This window comes from Bacteroidales bacterium (genome assembly GCA_026418905.1).
In the GTDB taxonomy this organism is placed as follows: domain Bacteria; phylum Bacteroidota; class Bacteroidia; order Bacteroidales; family DTU049; genus JAOAAK01.
The window spans coordinates 36,306-53,848 of sequence record JAOAAK010000015.1; the positions used below are offsets into that span (position 1 = coordinate 36,306).

The following is a 17,543-nucleotide window of genomic DNA, read 5'->3' on the forward strand; positions in this document are numbered from 1 at the left end:
CAATGACTGAACAAGAAAAAAAGGTAGAAACCCAAGAAACCCATTTTGGCATTACCGAAAATAAATATGAGTCGCATGTTAAAACAATAATTATTGATGTGAGTTCTGGAATGTATAAAGTAGTTCGATATCCCGTTGGTGAATTTTTTGGCCCTGTCGACTTAGGACTTCATCATTCAACTCAATATAATTCTTTAAATTTTGGTATTGGACTTCTTGCAGGTTCTATATTCCCTGGTTCAAATAGACTTATTTTTACTGGATTTAGTCCTTGTTGGACTGGTTTTTACATTTCAAGCATGGGGGGTGCTGGGCTTGCCTTTGATAATCTCGGTTTAAACATGGTGAGCATCACAGGCAGAGCTCAAAAACCATCCGTACTCATTCTGAATCGTATACATGGTGAAGAAATTCAGGTTCGCGTGGAACCCATTCATGACCTTTGGGAAATATGGGACAGTGGGCGTGGCGGTGTATATTCATTGATGGATTACGTTAATGAAAAATATGGTGAAGAATATATAGATCAATATCGTATTCTTGTTGTGGGGCCAGCAGCTGCTACCACCGATTTCGGTGCTATTGTGAGTGTTCCTGTTAGAAAGGGCGAACTAACCTATGTAGATACGTGGGCAGGCAGGGGAGGATTCGGATCTAAGATGCTTCAGGAGTACAACATTGCTGCAGTCATCTACGGAGGAACATACATTGACAAGGACTTTCGTGATAGGTCTGTAGCAGACAAATGGTTCGAAGACAGATATCAAAAAAAACTAGCTGCTAAAGACCTTGAAGCCACTACCAAATATAGGTTTGACCCCAAATTCGAAACAGGTGGAACATTTGGAGTCAATTTCGCTACAATGGGTGGCCGCGTAATGGCTTTCAATTATCAGTCTTTTTTTTGGTCAGAAGATGAGCGAATTTCTTTACATCAGAATTTTATAGTCAATCATTATCTCAAGCAATTTAACGAAGAAACTATTCGAAAAAAACAAAATTGGACATGTGGTGAACCCTGTGTGGCTGTATGCAAAAAAATGAATAATCAATACAAAAAGGACTACGAACCCTACCAGACAATGGGACCTCTTTGTGGAGTTTTTGATCAACGAGCTGCTGAACTTCTCAACCACCATGCAGACACATTGGGTTTTGATGCAATTTCCGTAGGTGGCGTTCTTGCCTGGCTGATGGAACTTCTCTATAAAGGACTTGTCACTAAAGAAGAACTTGGAGTTACACAGTTTCCTATTTGGCGTAAAGATGGTTTTGATCCGGTACTTGATTCTCTTCATAATGCAAGATTAGGAGTGGAGCTACTCAATTCTATAGTGTATAAAAGAGGTATCATAGATTTCACTTTTGGTCCGAGGCGTTGGGCTCGTAAACTTGCACGCCAACGTGGTAGAATAATTATTGACCATTTCCTTTACGTCACTTTTGGTCGCAGGGGATGGATGGTCCCCAACCAATATTGGACACCAGGAGTTTTATCTCCCATGCCCATCATGGGGAAATACTACATGTATTATGGCAATGACTTCATGCATCCACGCATTCTGGGACGCTTAAACACCGAACGTTTCAAGAAAGAACTTATTATGGACAACCTTGGTTTTTGTCGTTTTCATCGCAATTGGGCCGAGGATTTCATGCCGGATATTTTAGGACAACTTTTTGGTAAAGAATCTGCTGAAAAATTCACAAAAAGCATTGATGCTCTTGCATACAATATCAACAGCAGAAATAACAGCGGTCTTTGGGAATCTTACAAAAATGTAGAACTCGTTGAATCATACTTGCAACGCAAACATGAAATCGAAGGCGACAACAATCCTGATCTATTGGGGTGGATAGATTACCTTCGCCGCGACAGACGTACAGCTGCTATTGACTACTGGTATGAAATACATAAAGGAATTACCGAAACTCTAAATGAATTTTAAAGATGAAAAAAATTATTTTATTTTCCATCATCGTGGGTTTTTTACTATACTCATGCCAGCATAACGAAGACATTGGTTGGGAAATTTATCCACCTGATGAAGAGATCTCAGGCCTCAAGGTAGATACTTTTACCATCATAGCCTATACTCAGAAAACTGATAGTGTTCGTTCCGATAGAACTGCTCAGAGTTTAGCCGGTATTTACGTGGATCCTATTTTTGGGACAACTTATGCTGCTTTTTGCACTCAGCTCAACCTTCCTACTACCAGTGTTGTATTTCCTCAAGATATTATTGTAGATTCTCTTGTCTTACATTTGGAATACTTTTACATCTACGGCTTTCCCAAAGAGAATAACCTAATCACTTACCAAGTACGCGAACTCGTTTCTAATGTTAAAGATACCATTTATTATTCTAACAACCCTTTTGAAGTAGGACAGTTACTTGGCTCTGCTACTGTTACACCAGACCTACAAGACAGTGTATATATAAACAATCGTCGATTTCCTGCGCAACTCAGAATAAAGCTTTCGAACCAGTTTGCTAAAAAAATTGTGGAAGCTGCTCATGAAGGGCTACTATATAACAATGCCACATTTACAAGTTTTATTAAAGGTATAGCTATTTTACCCGTTTATGAAGGGGGAACCGGCTGTTTAGCATCGTTTGATGTTACTTCAAACAATTCCGGTATGACATTGTTTTACCGTACCAATGGAGAAAACCGCTCCTATACGTTCAAAATTACCAAAACAACTCCCAGGTATACATTCTTTTCCCACAATTATCAATATTCCCACCCTGACCTTATATCTCAATTAAACGGTGACACAACAATAGGACAAAAAATTTTATTTCTGCAATCCATGGCTGGAACCAAAGTGATAATTAAATTTCCAGGTATACATAATTTTTTGAATGGAAAAGTAATCATCAACCAAGCCAAGCTTGTAATTCCTATAGAAGCTACAGACCATACTTCCAATACCTACCCTGTACCTAAAATTATTTCTATTCTACGAATCAATTCAAAAGGTCAATTCGAAGCTACGCTTGATTATGGTGCTAGTAGCTCGGAATTAAACAAACCAAACTACGATGCTAACAATAAATTTTATAGTCTTTTGTTTACTCTTGAGTTACAGAACATTATTAAGAAACACGACTCCACTGCAACCTATGCACTCATGGTCAATGGTAATGCTGTTAATCCCCATAGAGTGGTTCTCTCAGGTCCACAAAATCTTATTCAACCAATGAAATTAATTGTTTATTATACACCAATAAAATAACAAAAATTATGTGTGGGATTGTTGGATATATAGGTTACAGGCAAGCATATCCCATTTTAATCAATGGGCTTTACAGACTTGAATACAGAGGTTATGATAGTGCTGGAATAGCTCTTTTGAACGAAAAAATCCAAATACATAAAAAAAGGGGGAAAGTCAAGGATTTAGAAAACATGATTAAAGACTTGGATCTGCGAGGAACTCTTGGCATTGCCCACACGCGTTGGGCAACTCATGGCGAGCCTAACGACGAAAATGCTCATCCTCATTTTTCTCAAAGTCAAAAAATGGCGATTATTCATAATGGAATAATTGAAAATTATAACTCCCTTAAGGAGGAACTTATCAAGCGTGGTCATAGGTTTGAAAGCACAACTGATACGGAAGTATTGATACATCTAGTTGAAGACATCATGATTCATGAAAGAAAAGACCTCATAACTGCTCTTCAAATTGCATTAAATCAAGTTATAGGAGCATATGCCATAGCCATTATTTCAGAAGACCATCCAGACATGATCATAGCAGCCAAGAAAGGCAGTCCCCTCGTGATTGGCATAGGTAATGATGAATACTTTTTAGCTTCAGATGCCACGCCTATTGTAGAATACACCAGAAACGTAGTTTACATGGAAGATGAAGAAATTGCTATCATTCCTCGACGAGGCGAACTCAAACTCATCACCATTCGAAACATCGAGAGAACTCCCTATATTCAGCAATTAGAGCTAAGTCTAAGCGCTATTGAAAAGGGTGGTTTTCCACATTTCATGCTCAAAGAAATTTACGAACAACCCAATTCTGTCAGAGATAGTATGCGTGGCCGATTAAGATTGGAGGACAGCAAAATCCAATTGGGAGGTATCATAGACTATAAGCAAAAAATGCTTTCTGCCAAACGCTTTATCATAGTTGGATGTGGCACATCATGGCATGCAGGACTGGTCGGTGAATATTTGCTCGAAGACCTTGCTCGTATACCCGTAGAAGTTGAATATGCATCAGAGTTTAGATACCGTAATCCTATTATCGATGAAAATGACATTGTTATAGCCATTAGTCAGTCTGGCGAAACTGCCGATACACTTGCTGCCGTAGAACTTGCACGAGACAAAAAATCCACTGTGCTTGGCATATGCAACGTGGTTGGCTCATCCATAGCTAGAAAGACACATGCTGGTGTATATACACATGCAGGTCCTGAAATTGGTGTCGCATCCACCAAAGCTTTTACAGCTCAGGTAACCGTCCTTACTATGATGAGCTTGATGTTAGGTTATCAGAAAGGATTGATCAAAGAATCAATTTTTCAGGAATATCTTCATGAATTAGACAAAATTCCCGATAAAATAAAAGTAACACTCGAAAAAAATGCCGAGACGATTAAACAAATCGCTGAAATTTTTAAAGATTCTCGCAATTTCCTCTATTTAGGTAGGGGCTACAATTTTCCGGTGGCTCTAGAAGGAGCTTTGAAACTTAAAGAAATTTCTTACATACATGCCGAAGGATATCCAGCTGCAGAGATGAAGCATGGTCCTATCGCCCTTATCGATGAAAATATGCCCGTTGTTTTCATAGCTCCAAGCAATGGCATTTACGAAAAAATCATTTCTAATATCCAGGAAGTTAAAGCACGCAAAGGTAAAATTATTAGCATTGTAACAGAAGGTGATCAAGCTGTAAGAGCTCTTAGCGATCACGTCATTGAGATACCACATACCCTTGAGTTCCTTCAACCACTTCTGACCACTATTCCTCTGCAACTGCTTGCTTACTATATTGCTGTCTTAAGAGGATGCAACGTCGATCAGCCTAGAAATCTAGCTAAATCAGTTACTGTTGAATAATTTAACGAGGGTGACTAACTTTTTTTTATTTAAAACCAAAAAAATTATTCATAATGATAAAAGTGCAAAAGTTCATTTACCCTTGCTCAAGTAAAATCTTTTTTTCTTTTACTTTTTTCTTTGTTTTCCTAACCCTTCACACGCAACAAAGTGGTGGATCAGCATTCAAAAAAATTAAGTATTCTTATAAAATTTCAGACTTTGAAAATTTTGTCCGTAAGTATCCAGCATCCTCCTACACTTCACTAGCAAGAAAAAAAATCGACAGTTTGCGTGAAATATATCTTTTTTATGATGCTATTGGTTCGTCCGATACATTGGCTTTCTCTAAAGCATTGAAAACTTTATCAAATGATTCGTTAAAACAAGAATTAGAAAATTATTCCATATCCTGGAAGAAGTGGACAGAGCACAAATTTTATAAAGATCCATCCCTGTTGAAAAATCTTTACAAAATCCCTATTTCGGACCTTTACGCCACATATGGTGATACTTCTTATTTTATTATCATTCACTTGATGTTAGATAAAATCAACGTCATACGGAAGAAGCATGCACGAAAAAAATTGGAAATGAATTACAAACTATCATACGAAGCACGTCGTCATGCTGAAGAAATGTGTCGAAGAAAGTTTTTCAACCATCAGGATTTAATTAGAGGTAACCCTATGGTTCGTGCGATGCGTGCAAATTTTCAAGGAAGTATGGTAGGCGAAAATATTGCTGCTGGTCAAACGACGATCGAATCTCTATTCGAAAGCTGGATGGCAAGCAAAGGACATCGTGCCAATATATTGAATTCCAAGTTTAACCGAGCAGGTATGGGATTTACTATTTGCAACGCTCCCGGAAGCAAATTTTCTTACTATTATGTCAATCTTTTCGGCACGGAACCATGAAATCGAAATTCCTTTTTTATCGACTAAGTTCAATGGGAGATATAGTGCTAACAACTCCTCTATTAAGGGTACTGAGAAAAAATTTTCCCGACGTAGAAATCCACTATATTACACGAGAACAATATGCAGATATTCTTCGTTATAATCCAAATATAGATCACCTATGGACAGTCGAAAAAAATCCCTTAAAAAATCTTGAACTACGATCTTTAAAGTTCGACTATTTTATCGATTTACATAGAAACTGGAGAAGCAAAACATTTGCTTTTTGCTTTTCATCTGCTTCGTATTCTACTTTTCCAAAACTTAACATAAAAAAATTACTTCTTACCCGATTTAAAATAAATTTTTTACCACAACAACACATCGTCGAAAGATACTTTAAAGCATTAAGAAAACTAAATTTAAGTTATGACGGAGAAGGACTGGATTTTTATCTACCACCTTCTTTTCATATCGATATTGATTTTAAGCCGTTTATAGCCGTAGTTTTAGGTGGAACATATTATACAAAAAAATATCCGACCTATCTTTGGTTAGAGGTAATAGATCATTTAACACAGCCAGTGGTTTTATTGGGCGGAAGGGCTGAAGAAGTTGAGGGGATTTTTCTTACAAAAAACAGTAAAAACAAGGTTTTTAATTTTTGCGGCAAACTAAGTATCGCGGAGTCGGCCTATTATATCAAAGAATCAACTGTTGTTATCTCGCACGATACTGGACTTATGCACATAGCAGCAGCATTTAAAAAACCTCTTATTTCCATCTGGGGAAATACAGTTCCTGCTTTTGGCATGTATCCATTATTTCCCAAGACATATCAAAGCCAAAGCATCATCGTTGAAACAAAAAATCTTTCATGTAGGCCATGTAGCAAACTAGGCTATCATCGTTGCCCGAAAGGTCATTTTAAGTGCATGGAAAACATTTCTCCCATGCGAATTGTTTCTGCTGTTTCAAATCTAATATAAAATATCTAATTTTGGCTTAAAATTTGCTCTTGGAAGTTAAATTTTATTATCATGCTCCAAACCATTATTTACATATTGGTTTTTTCAGTACACCCAGTTACTGATACTATATCATCATGGAAAAACGTCAACGATGGTATCAGAAAAGCTATTGCAACCGGTGATGCTTCTCAACTAGCAACATTTTTTGCTCCAACGATACAACTTTCTATTCCTGGCAACAAAGGTGAATTTAGCAAAGTTCAAGCAGAGATTTTGATGAAAGATTTCTTTTCATCGTATCCCCCTGTTTCTTTCGAGGTAGTAAGCGAAGGAAGAAATGGCGATAATTCTTTCTATACCATTGGTAAATATTTTACTCAATCCAGGTCTTTTAATGTTTACTATGTTGTTGAAAAAAAGGGTAATTCCATTCAAATGCATATTTTAAAATTTGAATAATTTGTATGAATTTACCCCCCCTCAGTATTGAACAAATTATTCAACTTGCCTTGCGAGAAGACATAGGTAATGGTGATCATACTACGCAAGCCACTATTCCACCTGGTTTTCGTGGCAAAATGGCTTTGTTTGTCAAAGAAAAAGGGATTATAGCAGGTGTTGAACTGGCACGCCAGATTTTCCATCACATTAATCCTTCCATTGCCATTCAATTGCTTATAACAGACGGCAAGGAAGTACAAAAAGGCGATGTGGTTTTTATAGTAGAAGGACCTATGCAGGATCTACTTTTGTGTGAAAGAACCACCTTAAATTTCATGCAAAGAATGAGTGGAATCGCTACACTAACTCATCAGATGGTAGAACTTATCAAAGATACTCCTGCTAAGCTTCTTGATACACGAAAAACCACACCTATTTTACGTCTGATTGAAAAATGGGCTGTCCGCATTGGAGGTGGCTACAATCATCGCTTTGGACTAGACGACATGATACTTATCAAAGACAATCACATTGATGCAGCTGGTGGAATCCGACAAGCCCTTACCAGAGTTAAAGAGTACCTCGAAAAGAATAATTTGCAAATTCCTGTAGAAATTGAAGTACGAAATAAAAAAGAAATCGAAGAAGTTCTTTCTTATGGCTACGTCCAACGTATCCTACTCGACAATTTTACTCCTGACCAACTCAAAGAGGCTGTTCAAATGATTAATAAGTGTGTTGAAACTGAAGCAAGCGGTGGAATTACACCTGATAACATTCGCCCTTATGCTGAAACAGGTGTCGATTTTATCTCATCAGGCTTCATCACTCACCACTACTCTAGCCTTGATCTGTCACTAAAGTTTGTTAAGTGATTGAGCAATTTTTTTTACCTTTGTCATACTTGAAAAAACAATATGAAAAAGTTACTTTTTATTTTTCTCGTAAGCATTTTTTTCTTCCTTTCATGCGAAAAGAAGAAACAGGAAAAAATTCAGCAAAGTTGGAGACTCATTCGACTTTCTAAAGATTCTCTTGTGACATGGTATGAAGTCTGGGAATTCAACAATGGTAATATTCAGATGATTAAAAAAGATAACCCCCAGACTCCCATAGACACAACCGATTTAGGTAAGTATCATCTTTATGTAAAATTAGACAGAACTTATGTTGATATAGAAGGATTAAGCTATTTTTACAAATACAATGGGCAATGGATGGTATTGAAAATGAATGATGAAATTCTCATCATGCTCTATGAAAAAGGAGAAAACTGGTTTTACAGAGAATTCGTACGTGAAGATAAATGAGTAAAAGTAAACGAATATTTGTTTGCCAAAATTGTGGAGCTATATATTCTAAATGGTTGGGCAAATGTTCTCAATGTAATAGTTGGAATAGTGTCGTTGAAGAAAGCATAGAAACTTCAATTCGTGAAAATTTGCTTACCGACTTTAGGTTTTATTCACTTCATGACGTTCCTTGTGAGGGCGTAGAAAGGTTTGTTACTCAATATCAGGAATTCAATAGAGTCCTTGGCGGGGGGTTAGTACCAGGCTCTTTTATTTTACTAGGAGGGGAACCTGGAATAGGAAAATCTACTTTGCTTTTGCAGGTTGCTCTTCATAATCCCGAACTTAAATGTCTCTATGTTTCTGGGGAAGAAAGCCTTTCCCAGATTAAAATACGTTCAGAAAGACTTGGATCAATATCAAACAACATTTATATAAGTAATGAAACGAATGTAGATCAAATTATCCAAGCAACTTTAAACCTAAAGCCTACCGTTCTTATTGTGGATTCTATTCAAACAGTATACAACCCCAAAGTAGAAGCATTTACTGGATCATTGACTCAAATTCGACAATGTGCTAACGATTTACAACGATTAGCAAAAGAAAATCACATTTCTGTTTTTTTAATTGGTCATATTACCAAAGATGGAATGATAGCTGGGCCTAAATTACTAGAACACATGGTAGATGTAGTTTTGCAATTTGAAGGCGACGAACATTATGGCTATCGAATTCTAAGAACCCTTAAAAATCGATTCGGTCCTACCAACGAACTTGGTATTTTCGAAATGACATCAAACGGTTTACGTGAAATAAGCAATCCTTCAGAAATTTTACTCTCTCATCGAACACAAAACCTTTCCGGTACGGCTGTTGCTTGTACTATTCAGGGAATAAGGCCCTTACTTGTAGAAGTGCAAGCTCTTGTTAGTTCTTCAGCCTACGGTAACCCACAACGAACAACGACAGGCTTCGATCCTAAAAGGCTTAACATGATTTTAGCTGTTCTTGAAAAAAGACTTGGTATGAAAGTAGGTTTTCAAGACGTTTTTCTTAATATCACAGGAGGATTAAGAATTGATGATCCTGCATTGGACCTTGGTGTTGCCTGTTCCATTATTTCTTCTCATTTTGACTTTTCTATACCTCCTTATGCTTGTTTTACGGGGGAAATAGGACTTACTGGAGAAATTAGGCCCGTCGATCGACTTGAATTACGAGTTTCTGAAGCTATTCGAATTGGCTTTAAACATATCTACCTGCCTCTTGTAAATCTTAAGAATCTTCATATCAATCATCCTCCTGATGTCCAGTTTATAGCTTTAGAACATCTTAAAAATCTCTTGGAAAACTTGCAAACATAAACCCATGAATATCATTAAAGCTATCCCATTGATTCCTGAAATTTGGAAAATTGACGGAGGTGTTGCCTTTGGTGTTGTACCAAAAAATCTTTGGGCCTCTCTTTATCCTTCCGATGAACATAATTTAATTACTCTGGTTAACCGCTGCCTTCTTCTAGAATTGGCCGATCAACTCATACTCATCAATACTGGCTTTGGTCAAAAAAGAGATGACAAATACTATCAATACAAATTCATTTTGGAGCGTCACAATTTAAAAGAATTAATCCAACAAGCAGGTTATCATGTCAATGACATAACTGATGTTATTTTCACGCATTTACATGATGACCATTGTGGAGGTGCCACAGAAAAATTAAATGATAAGCTTAGACTAATATTTCCACAAGCTAATCATTGGGTTTCTCAAGAACAACTTTATCATTTTTTTCACGCCAATCCTCGCGAAAGAGCAAGTTTTTTCGAGGATAACATTCTTCCCATACTAAAACTTGGCAAACTAAAAGTGGTCCATGCGCAAGATTCTACAGTTGCAGGACTTCCCTACTTGCTTACACATGGACATACTCGAGGTCAACTCCTTCCTTATTTCACGTGGAAAAATCAAACTTATCTTTATGCATCCGACTTTATTCCATCCATCTCTCACATACAACCTGTTTGGTGTGCTTCGGTTGATACGCAACCTTTAGTTGCCATTGAAGAAAAAAAATTTTTTTTACAGAAAGCATTAGAAAAAAACATTTTTCTTTTTTTTGAACACGACTCCATGAACGAAAGTGCTAAAATCCTCCTCACCGAGAAAGGCTTTAAAGGTGAGAAATTTTTATTTCCTAAATCGTAAAATTTTGCATTTTTGGTAAAAGATTTTCTTATGATTAGCAAAGAATTGATTCAGCCAACAAGTATTACCATAGTTGGTGCATCGAATGATATTAGAAAACCTGGTGGGAAGGTCGTAAAAAATCTGCTGGATTCCAAATACCAAGGAAAACTGTTCGTAGTTAATCCTAAGGAAACCGAAGTTCAAGGCTTAAAAGCATATCCTGATGTTCGCTCGATTCCTCCTTCTGACCTGGCAGTTCTTGCGATTGCCGCAAAATTTTGCCCAGAGACTGTCGAAATATTAGCCAAAGAAAAAAATGTTAAAGCTTTTATCATATTTAGTGCAGGATTTAGCGAAGAAAGTCATGAAGGTAAATTGCTTGAGGAAGAGATCGTAAAAATAGTTAATGAAGCTGGAGCCACACTCATTGGTCCCAATTGTATTGGAGTAATGACTCCTTACCACGCTTCCGTATTCACCACGCCTATACCAAAGTTGGAACCCGGTCAAATAGATTTTATCAGTGGAAGTGGAGCAACTGCGGTTTTCATCATGGAAAGTAGCATACCTCTTGGACTTAAGTTTTCTAATGTCTTTAGCGTTGGTAATAGTGCACAAGTTGGAGTAGAAGACATCCTAGAATATTTGGATCAAACTTATGAAGAAGGGAAAAGTGCTCCTATTAAATTACTCTACTTGGAAACAATTAAGCAACCTCAAAAATTGCTTCAACATGCAAGATCTCTTGTGAGTAAGGGCTGTCGAATCGCTGCTATAAAAGCAGGAAGTTCTGAAGCTGGTGGCAGAGCTGCTTCCTCTCATACAGGAGCGATGGCAACCAATGATGCAGCTGTAGAAGCATTGTTCAGAAAGGCAGGAATTATTCGATGTCATGGGAGATCGGAATTAGCCACGATGGCTTCTGTTTTCAAATTTCCACGCCCACAAGGGAAAAACGTTGCTATCGTAACCCATGCTGGTGGGCCGGCAGTTATGCTTACCGATGCTTTGTCAAACGAAGGTGTGCATGTTCCACCTATCGATCACCCAGCCAAAAATGAGCTAGCTGAAAAACTTTTTCCGGGATCCTCTGTCAATAATCCCATCGACTTTCTAGCTACCGGTACAGCAGAGCAACTGGATCATATCTTACATTATTGTATAAACGTATTTGATCAAATACATGCAATTCCTGTGATTTTTGGTAGTCCTGGACTTTTCGAAGTATACGACGCCTATGATGTTCTTGATAAGCACATAAAAACTTCACATAAACCAATATATCCAATCTTGCCTTCCGTCATGAACGTAGCCCGCGAGATACAACACTTTATTGAAAAAGAAAACGTTTTTTTCCCGGACGAAGTTATTTTCGGCAAGTGTTTTGCTAAATACGTAAATACTTTTATTCCTAAAAGCGAAGAAAAAATTCCTATGAATGAGGATTTAATTGCAAAAAGTTTAAATGGTGTAAATGGTTATATCTCACCGGAAAAAATAAGTTTCATTTTGGATGGCGCAGGTATTCCACGCGTGCGCGAAATAATATCTAACTCCGAAGACGAACTTATCGAAAAAGTTCATGAAATAGGATTTCCCGTGGTTATGAAAGTCGTAGGACCTATACATAAAACTGATGTAGGTGGTGTCGTGCTGAACATCAATAGTGAAAGCACTTTAAGAGAAGAATTCAAGCGCCTGATGCAAATTCCATCCGCAACTTCAGTTCTAGTTCAGCCCATGATAAAAGGTATTGAACTTTTTATGGGAAGTATACACGAAGGTGACTTTGGACATTTGTTGATGTTTGGTCTGGGTGGAATTTTCGTGGAAACACTAAAAGACGTATCCTATGGATTGGCTCCCCTTTCTCAGGAGGAAGCCATGTATATGATTCAGTCCATACGTAGCAACAAAATGCTAGATGGCGTCCGGGGATTTCAACCTATTAACAAAGCTAAATTAGCTGAAATTTTAGTACGACTTAGCTGGCTTGTTAAGTTATTCCCACAAATTAAAGAACTTGATCTAAATCCTATTATTGCTGATGGAGATCAAATTTACGTAGTTGATGCAAGAATTAAAACAACATTATAAAATATTATCACTATGAAAAAAATCCAAGTTATTTTAATGTGCGTTTTCGTTTATGGTGCAATTCATGCTCAAGTGAAAACTTTTTTTGGCAGTGGAATAGATTGGGCAATTTGTATGGCTCGGTTTGAAGACACTCTTTACACCACAATGGAGCCACGTGTAAGCTGGTGGTTTAATTTTTCTGAGTACTATCATGTTCATTTCACTGACTATTTTGGTTTATTTATCGGTGCCGGTATTCGAAATCTTGGCTTTATTGCTAATTATACAGATACTTCTTTTACCAAAAGGAAGTATCGTGTATATGCTTTCAAACTACCTCTAGGTTTTAAAATTGGTAATATTTCAGAAAAAAATGGTTTTTTTGTTTTATTCGGAGGAGACATAAGCATTCCTTTGCATTATAAGGAAAAATGGTTTGCGGGCAAAAACAAAATTGAAAAAATCAGTGAATGGTTTTCCCAGCGAACGGAACTATTCATGCCTTCTGCTTTTATAGGCATAAATTTTCATAAAACTACTCTTCGCCTCCACTATTATCCGATGAATTTTATGAACAAGAATTTTTCTATTACTTCACAAGGGCAAACCACCAAACCCTACCGCTATATGAATAAATCCAATCTGATAAGTATAGAAATTGGACTTTCACTTACCAACTTAAAAAACAAGAAACAAGATAAGTAAGCAAATATGAATAAGAAGGATTTATTGGTTTTAATACTTCTTGTTATTATTTTCACGCCATTTATATTGATAGAACCTGCATACGCCTGGTTTCTTGAGATGAGCAAAAATCATGGAATGCTCATGAGTTTTCTAAAATTTGCTGTTCTTGCTACTGTGGGAGAAGCTATTGGCTATAGAATCCGACGAGGGGAGTATCCTTCATGGAATTTTGGTTATTTGCCTAAACTAATTATTTGGGGAGTATTAGGATGCTTTATTTTCATTGCATTCAAGGTTTTCGGAATAGGTATTCCACTATTTCTTGAATACATGGGACTTAAAGGTGCTACAGCCTCAATGTCACAATCTATTTCATGGATTAAAGTTGTTACAGCTTTTGGAATTAGCTTTTTCATGAATCTCATTTTTGCTCCAGTTCTCATGACAACGCATAAAATTACAGATACACATATCGAAAATCACCAGGGGAAACTGAATTCGCTTTTTAAACCTATACACGTAAGTAGAATTCTTAAAAACTTGGACTGGAACGTCCATTGGGGATTTGTTCTTAAAAAAACCATTCCTTACTTTTGGATTCCTGCCCACACCATAACATTCCTTTTGCCGGAAGAATTCCGTGTGTTATTTGCAGCTATTTTGAGCATGGTTCTTGGCATTTTCCTTGCTTTTGCTGCCCAATTGAGCAAGAAAAAACATTAATTTATTCGCTTTTTACTAACAAATGGCGCATAATTCGTGTCCGTTGCTCAAGATAAACTTTTCTCCCTCCGACGAGTTTTTCAATGTTTTCAGCAAATTGATGATGTCGTATAGTAATAAGCTCCATTGAAGTATTGTATTTAATATAAAAAGGAACAGAAAGCTCTTGCAAAATAAAATCTATTTTATATGGATCTTCATCAAAACAAACTGAAAAACTCAATGCTGTGTTTTCCATCAGCCTAATTTTGATCTGATGTCGGGCAAGAATACTAAAAATTAAACTTAAATTAGATTCATCAATAAAAGAAAAATCTTTTGGGAAAAAACTCATAAGCACTTGTTGTGGCTTGATGATGTAAAAAGGGAGTTTTAACGATTCTTCTCGGTCATCGATGCTGGTTCCTGGCAAGTCTGAATCGATAAATGATCGTACGAAAAGTGGAATTTTTTTGTTTTGAAGAGGTTTGAGAGTTTTGGGATGAATTACCGAAGCACCATAATATGCAAGTTCGACTGTTTCTTTATAGGAAAGATGTGGAACAGGGACAGCATCAGGTAGACGTTTAGGATCAGCATTCATGACCCCAGGAACATCTTTCCATATGGTTAATGATGTTGCATCCAAAGCATAAGCAAAGATGGCAGCTGTATAGTCTGAGCCTTCCCTTCCTAAAGTTGCTGGCTCACCATCCTCCGATGAACCAATAAAACCTTGCGAGATGATAATATCGTGTTTCTCAAATGCATTCAATGCAAAATAACGAATAGCTTCACATGTCTTATCCCATAAAACATTGGCTTCTCGATAAGCGCAATCTGTCAAAATACAATCCCTCGCAGAAACTAATGCAACATTTAAGCCGCTTTTTAATAAAAACCAATATAGTATAGTTGAAGAAAATAATTCACCGTAATGTACGATACGATCATAAGCTTTATTAAAATTTCCATCATAAAAAACTTGTAATTCACTTCGCAACTGAATAAATAATTTTTCTAGTTCGGTAAAAATTCTCAATGTTTTGTCCGACCCAAAAAGTTCTTCGACAATTGCGTGATGATAAGCATAAACTTTTTCAAAATGAGGCTCAAGAGACCTCTGTTCGATGTATGCATAAAATAGCTGTTCCAGATTATTGGTGGTTTTTCCCATGGCAGAGATCACTAAGACTAATTTTGCAAAAGATTGTCTTTGCAAGATTTTCAACACATTTCTGACAGATGATCCATCTTTAACAGATGCACCACCAAACTTAAAAACTTGTACGGACATGACTGCTCCTTGTTAGAAGGGACAAAATTAACTTTTTTCACATAAGATCAGTAAGAAAAGGATTGGTTTGAATTTCTTCTTTTAAGGTGGTCGAAGGTCCATGTCCTGGATAAACTTTTGTTTCTGGAGGAATTGATTCAATTAAAAGTCGGAGAGAATTCATCAACACATCGTAATTCCCAGTGGGCAGATCGGTTCTTCCTATGGAACCTGCAAAAAGAACATCACCCGTAAAAAGACTTTGAATTTCTGGAAAGAAATAACATACCGATCCATCAGCATGACCTGGAACATAAAGTGTATTAAAAGCAAAGGAATCGATCAACATCTGATCCTGGACAAAACACACAGGTTCTGGCATTTTAGGTATGTTGATGCCAAAAAAAGAAGACCACGTATGTACTTGTTGGTAAAGTTCCAATCCGGCTTGATGAATATAAGTAGGTATGCTATAGCTATCCGTAAGAAAAGGTACTCCCATCATATGATCGAGATGTGGATGAGTGATAAGAACAGCCACTGGAGATAAATGATATTTGGTTAAAAGTGCTGTGAATTTTTTTTGTTCATCCACACCATAACAACCAGGATCAATGATTAAACATTTATTGTCCTTTATAACGATGTATGTATTTACCAAAAAGTCATTAAATTGCATAGAATAAATTTGCATATTCATTAATTTTTTCAAATATAAGTTTTTTAATTCAAGAGTTTAAAGACTAACCCTTTCAGTGTATTCTTTACGCTGGCCAGATCGTATTTATGTTTGTAATGTACGTTAGCTTCACTTCCAATTTTTTTTTCAATCAACACTTTTAATTTTTGAGGAGAATCACTAGGATAATGTATTTCACATAAACCTAGTTGATTAAATCTTTGCACATTCCATTCTTGCTCAAAGTTCCATGGAATACTGATTATTGGTAATCCGGCATTCAATGCCTGATACATACTTCCATTACCTCCATGATTAATTATGAGTTTCAATTTGTCTTGTATTGATGTAAAATTTATAAATTGTCTAAAAATGGAGTTTTTTTTCTGATGGTTGTATTTCGCACCAGAGATGATGAAAAAAACGTCGTCAAATTCGTCGGGATTTAAAATTTCAGGTACGATATTTCTACCACTACTACCAGTTGTAACGTAAACCATTGGTCGTGAACGGTATTTTTCGACAAAATCTAACAGACTCATATCAATTTCATTCGACTGATAAAGAAGAGGTCCAATGTAGTGATATTGAGGCAGACTCTTTTTTAAAGGGAAAATCTGAGGGTCGTCACAAATCAAATTTATTTTGCCGAGAAATTCATCAAAAAGATTTTGATGAAGAGGTAAGTTATATTTTTTGCGAATTTTTCTAAAAGGTGAGTGGACTTTTCTAAGAGTCAATGTTTCTACACTTCTCACCAAAGCTTCCCATTGTTTAGCATTTACATACTTTTTGAAGCGATGAGCTTTATGGTGATAAGGGACATCACGAAAACATGCATAATGGTTTGTTACGTAAGCATTCAATAAAGCCACATGGAGAATATCCCATTTTTCAGCAACTATTCTCACTCCTAAAAAAGTATCACTCACAATAATGTCAGGTTTTTCCGTATGGATAATTTTTTCCAAGTGATTTACTACGAAGGAAACGAACTTGATGTTAATCCAATCGAAATTGAATGTTGTAGCATAATCATTAATTCGTTCAACGAAATCAAAACAAAGCGAAACTGTTGTGCGAAATCCTCTATTTTCTATAAAAACGTCATAAGCGGGATGACTTAAAAAAACTCCATCATAATTACTAATTTCACGTAATATTGAAGCAAATTCCAAAAGTCTCAAATAATGAGAAAGCAAACCAAAAGGAATGAAAAGTATTTTTTTCATAAACAATCACATTTTC

Annotated in this window: 16 protein-coding genes; 13 read left to right on the forward strand and 3 right to left on the reverse strand. The window is 36.5% G+C overall.

The annotated features are described in order from the left end of the window. Positions 1-2: 2 nt before the first annotated feature. The 13 genes from N2Z72_03235 to N2Z72_03295 are packed head-to-tail and all read left to right on the forward strand — an operon-like array spanning position 3 to position 14,361. The gene (locus N2Z72_03235; GenBank protein MCX7696692.1) at positions 3-1,949 is read left to right on the forward strand and encodes a hypothetical protein; all 1,947 of its coding nucleotides are present in this window, start codon (positions 3-5) and stop codon (positions 1,947-1,949) included. A 2-nt stretch (positions 1,950-1,951) separates the two neighbouring features. Then, positions 1,952-3,244: a DUF4270 domain-containing protein gene (locus tag N2Z72_03240; protein ID MCX7696693.1), complete on the forward strand. Its 1,293-nt coding sequence runs from the start codon at positions 1,952-1,954 to the stop codon at positions 3,242-3,244. Between the two features lie 8 nt (positions 3,245-3,252). Then, positions 3,253-5,094 (forward strand): glutamine--fructose-6-phosphate transaminase (isomerizing), encoded by a 1,842-nt coding sequence (glmS, locus tag N2Z72_03245; GenBank protein ID MCX7696694.1) that lies wholly within the window; start codon positions 3,253-3,255, stop codon positions 5,092-5,094. Positions 5,095-5,147: 53 nt separating this feature from the next. Continuing rightward, positions 5,148-5,993, forward strand: coding sequence for a CAP domain-containing protein (locus N2Z72_03250; GenBank protein ID MCX7696695.1), 846 nt, complete (start codon positions 5,148-5,150; stop codon positions 5,991-5,993). Further along, positions 5,990-6,964, forward strand: a complete 975-nt coding sequence (locus N2Z72_03255; protein MCX7696696.1) for a glycosyltransferase family 9 protein — start codon at positions 5,990-5,992, stop codon at positions 6,962-6,964. Before N2Z72_03250 ends, N2Z72_03255 begins: the two co-directional genes overlap by 4 nt. 51 nt (positions 6,965-7,015) lie before the next feature. Beyond that, the gene (locus N2Z72_03260) at positions 7,016-7,405 is read left to right on the forward strand and encodes a DUF4783 domain-containing protein (GenBank protein ID MCX7696697.1); all 390 of its coding nucleotides are present in this window, start codon (positions 7,016-7,018) and stop codon (positions 7,403-7,405) included. A gap of 5 nt (positions 7,406-7,410) precedes the next feature. Beyond that, positions 7,411-8,262, forward strand: a complete 852-nt coding sequence (nadC, locus tag N2Z72_03265; GenBank protein MCX7696698.1) for a carboxylating nicotinate-nucleotide diphosphorylase — start codon at positions 7,411-7,413, stop codon at positions 8,260-8,262. Between the two features lie 42 nt (positions 8,263-8,304). Next, entirely contained in the window at positions 8,305-8,697 is a 393-nt protein-coding gene (locus tag N2Z72_03270) for a hypothetical protein (protein ID MCX7696699.1), read from the forward strand. Further along, positions 8,694-10,046: a DNA repair protein RadA gene (gene radA / locus N2Z72_03275; GenBank protein ID MCX7696700.1), complete on the forward strand. Its 1,353-nt coding sequence runs from the start codon at positions 8,694-8,696 to the stop codon at positions 10,044-10,046. The genes N2Z72_03270 and radA overlap by 4 nt, the downstream gene beginning before the upstream one ends. 4 nt (positions 10,047-10,050) lie before the next feature. After that, on the forward strand, positions 10,051-10,890 hold the full coding sequence (locus N2Z72_03280; protein MCX7696701.1) for an MBL fold metallo-hydrolase: 840 nt from the start codon (positions 10,051-10,053) through the stop codon (positions 10,888-10,890). A gap of 30 nt (positions 10,891-10,920) precedes the next feature. After that, on the forward strand, positions 10,921-12,969 hold the full coding sequence (locus tag N2Z72_03285) for an acetate--CoA ligase family protein (protein ID MCX7696702.1): 2,049 nt from the start codon (positions 10,921-10,923) through the stop codon (positions 12,967-12,969). Between the two features lie 12 nt (positions 12,970-12,981). Then, on the forward strand, positions 12,982-13,656 hold the full coding sequence (locus N2Z72_03290; GenBank protein MCX7696703.1) for a hypothetical protein: 675 nt from the start codon (positions 12,982-12,984) through the stop codon (positions 13,654-13,656). Between the two features lie 6 nt (positions 13,657-13,662). Next, positions 13,663-14,361, forward strand: coding sequence for an Mpv17/PMP22 family protein (locus tag N2Z72_03295; GenBank protein MCX7696704.1), 699 nt, complete (start codon positions 13,663-13,665; stop codon positions 14,359-14,361). Between the two features lies 1 nt (position 14,362). Here the strand turns inward: N2Z72_03295 and N2Z72_03300 are convergent, their stop codons facing one another. From N2Z72_03300 to N2Z72_03310, 3 genes are read right to left on the reverse strand one after another with little or no spacing between them, the layout of a single operon-like run. Beyond that, a complete protein-coding gene (locus tag N2Z72_03300) occupies positions 14,363-15,637 on the reverse strand; it encodes an aspartate kinase (GenBank protein MCX7696705.1) in 1,275 nt (424 codons plus the stop codon). Positions 15,638-15,674: 37 nt separating this feature from the next. Continuing rightward, positions 15,675-16,316, reverse strand: coding sequence for an MBL fold metallo-hydrolase (locus N2Z72_03305; protein MCX7696706.1), 642 nt, complete (start codon positions 16,314-16,316; stop codon positions 15,675-15,677). Positions 16,317-16,339: 23 nt separating this feature from the next. Beyond that, entirely contained in the window at positions 16,340-17,527 is a 1,188-nt protein-coding gene (locus tag N2Z72_03310; protein MCX7696707.1) for a hypothetical protein, read from the reverse strand. Positions 17,528-17,543 lie beyond the last annotated feature (16 nt).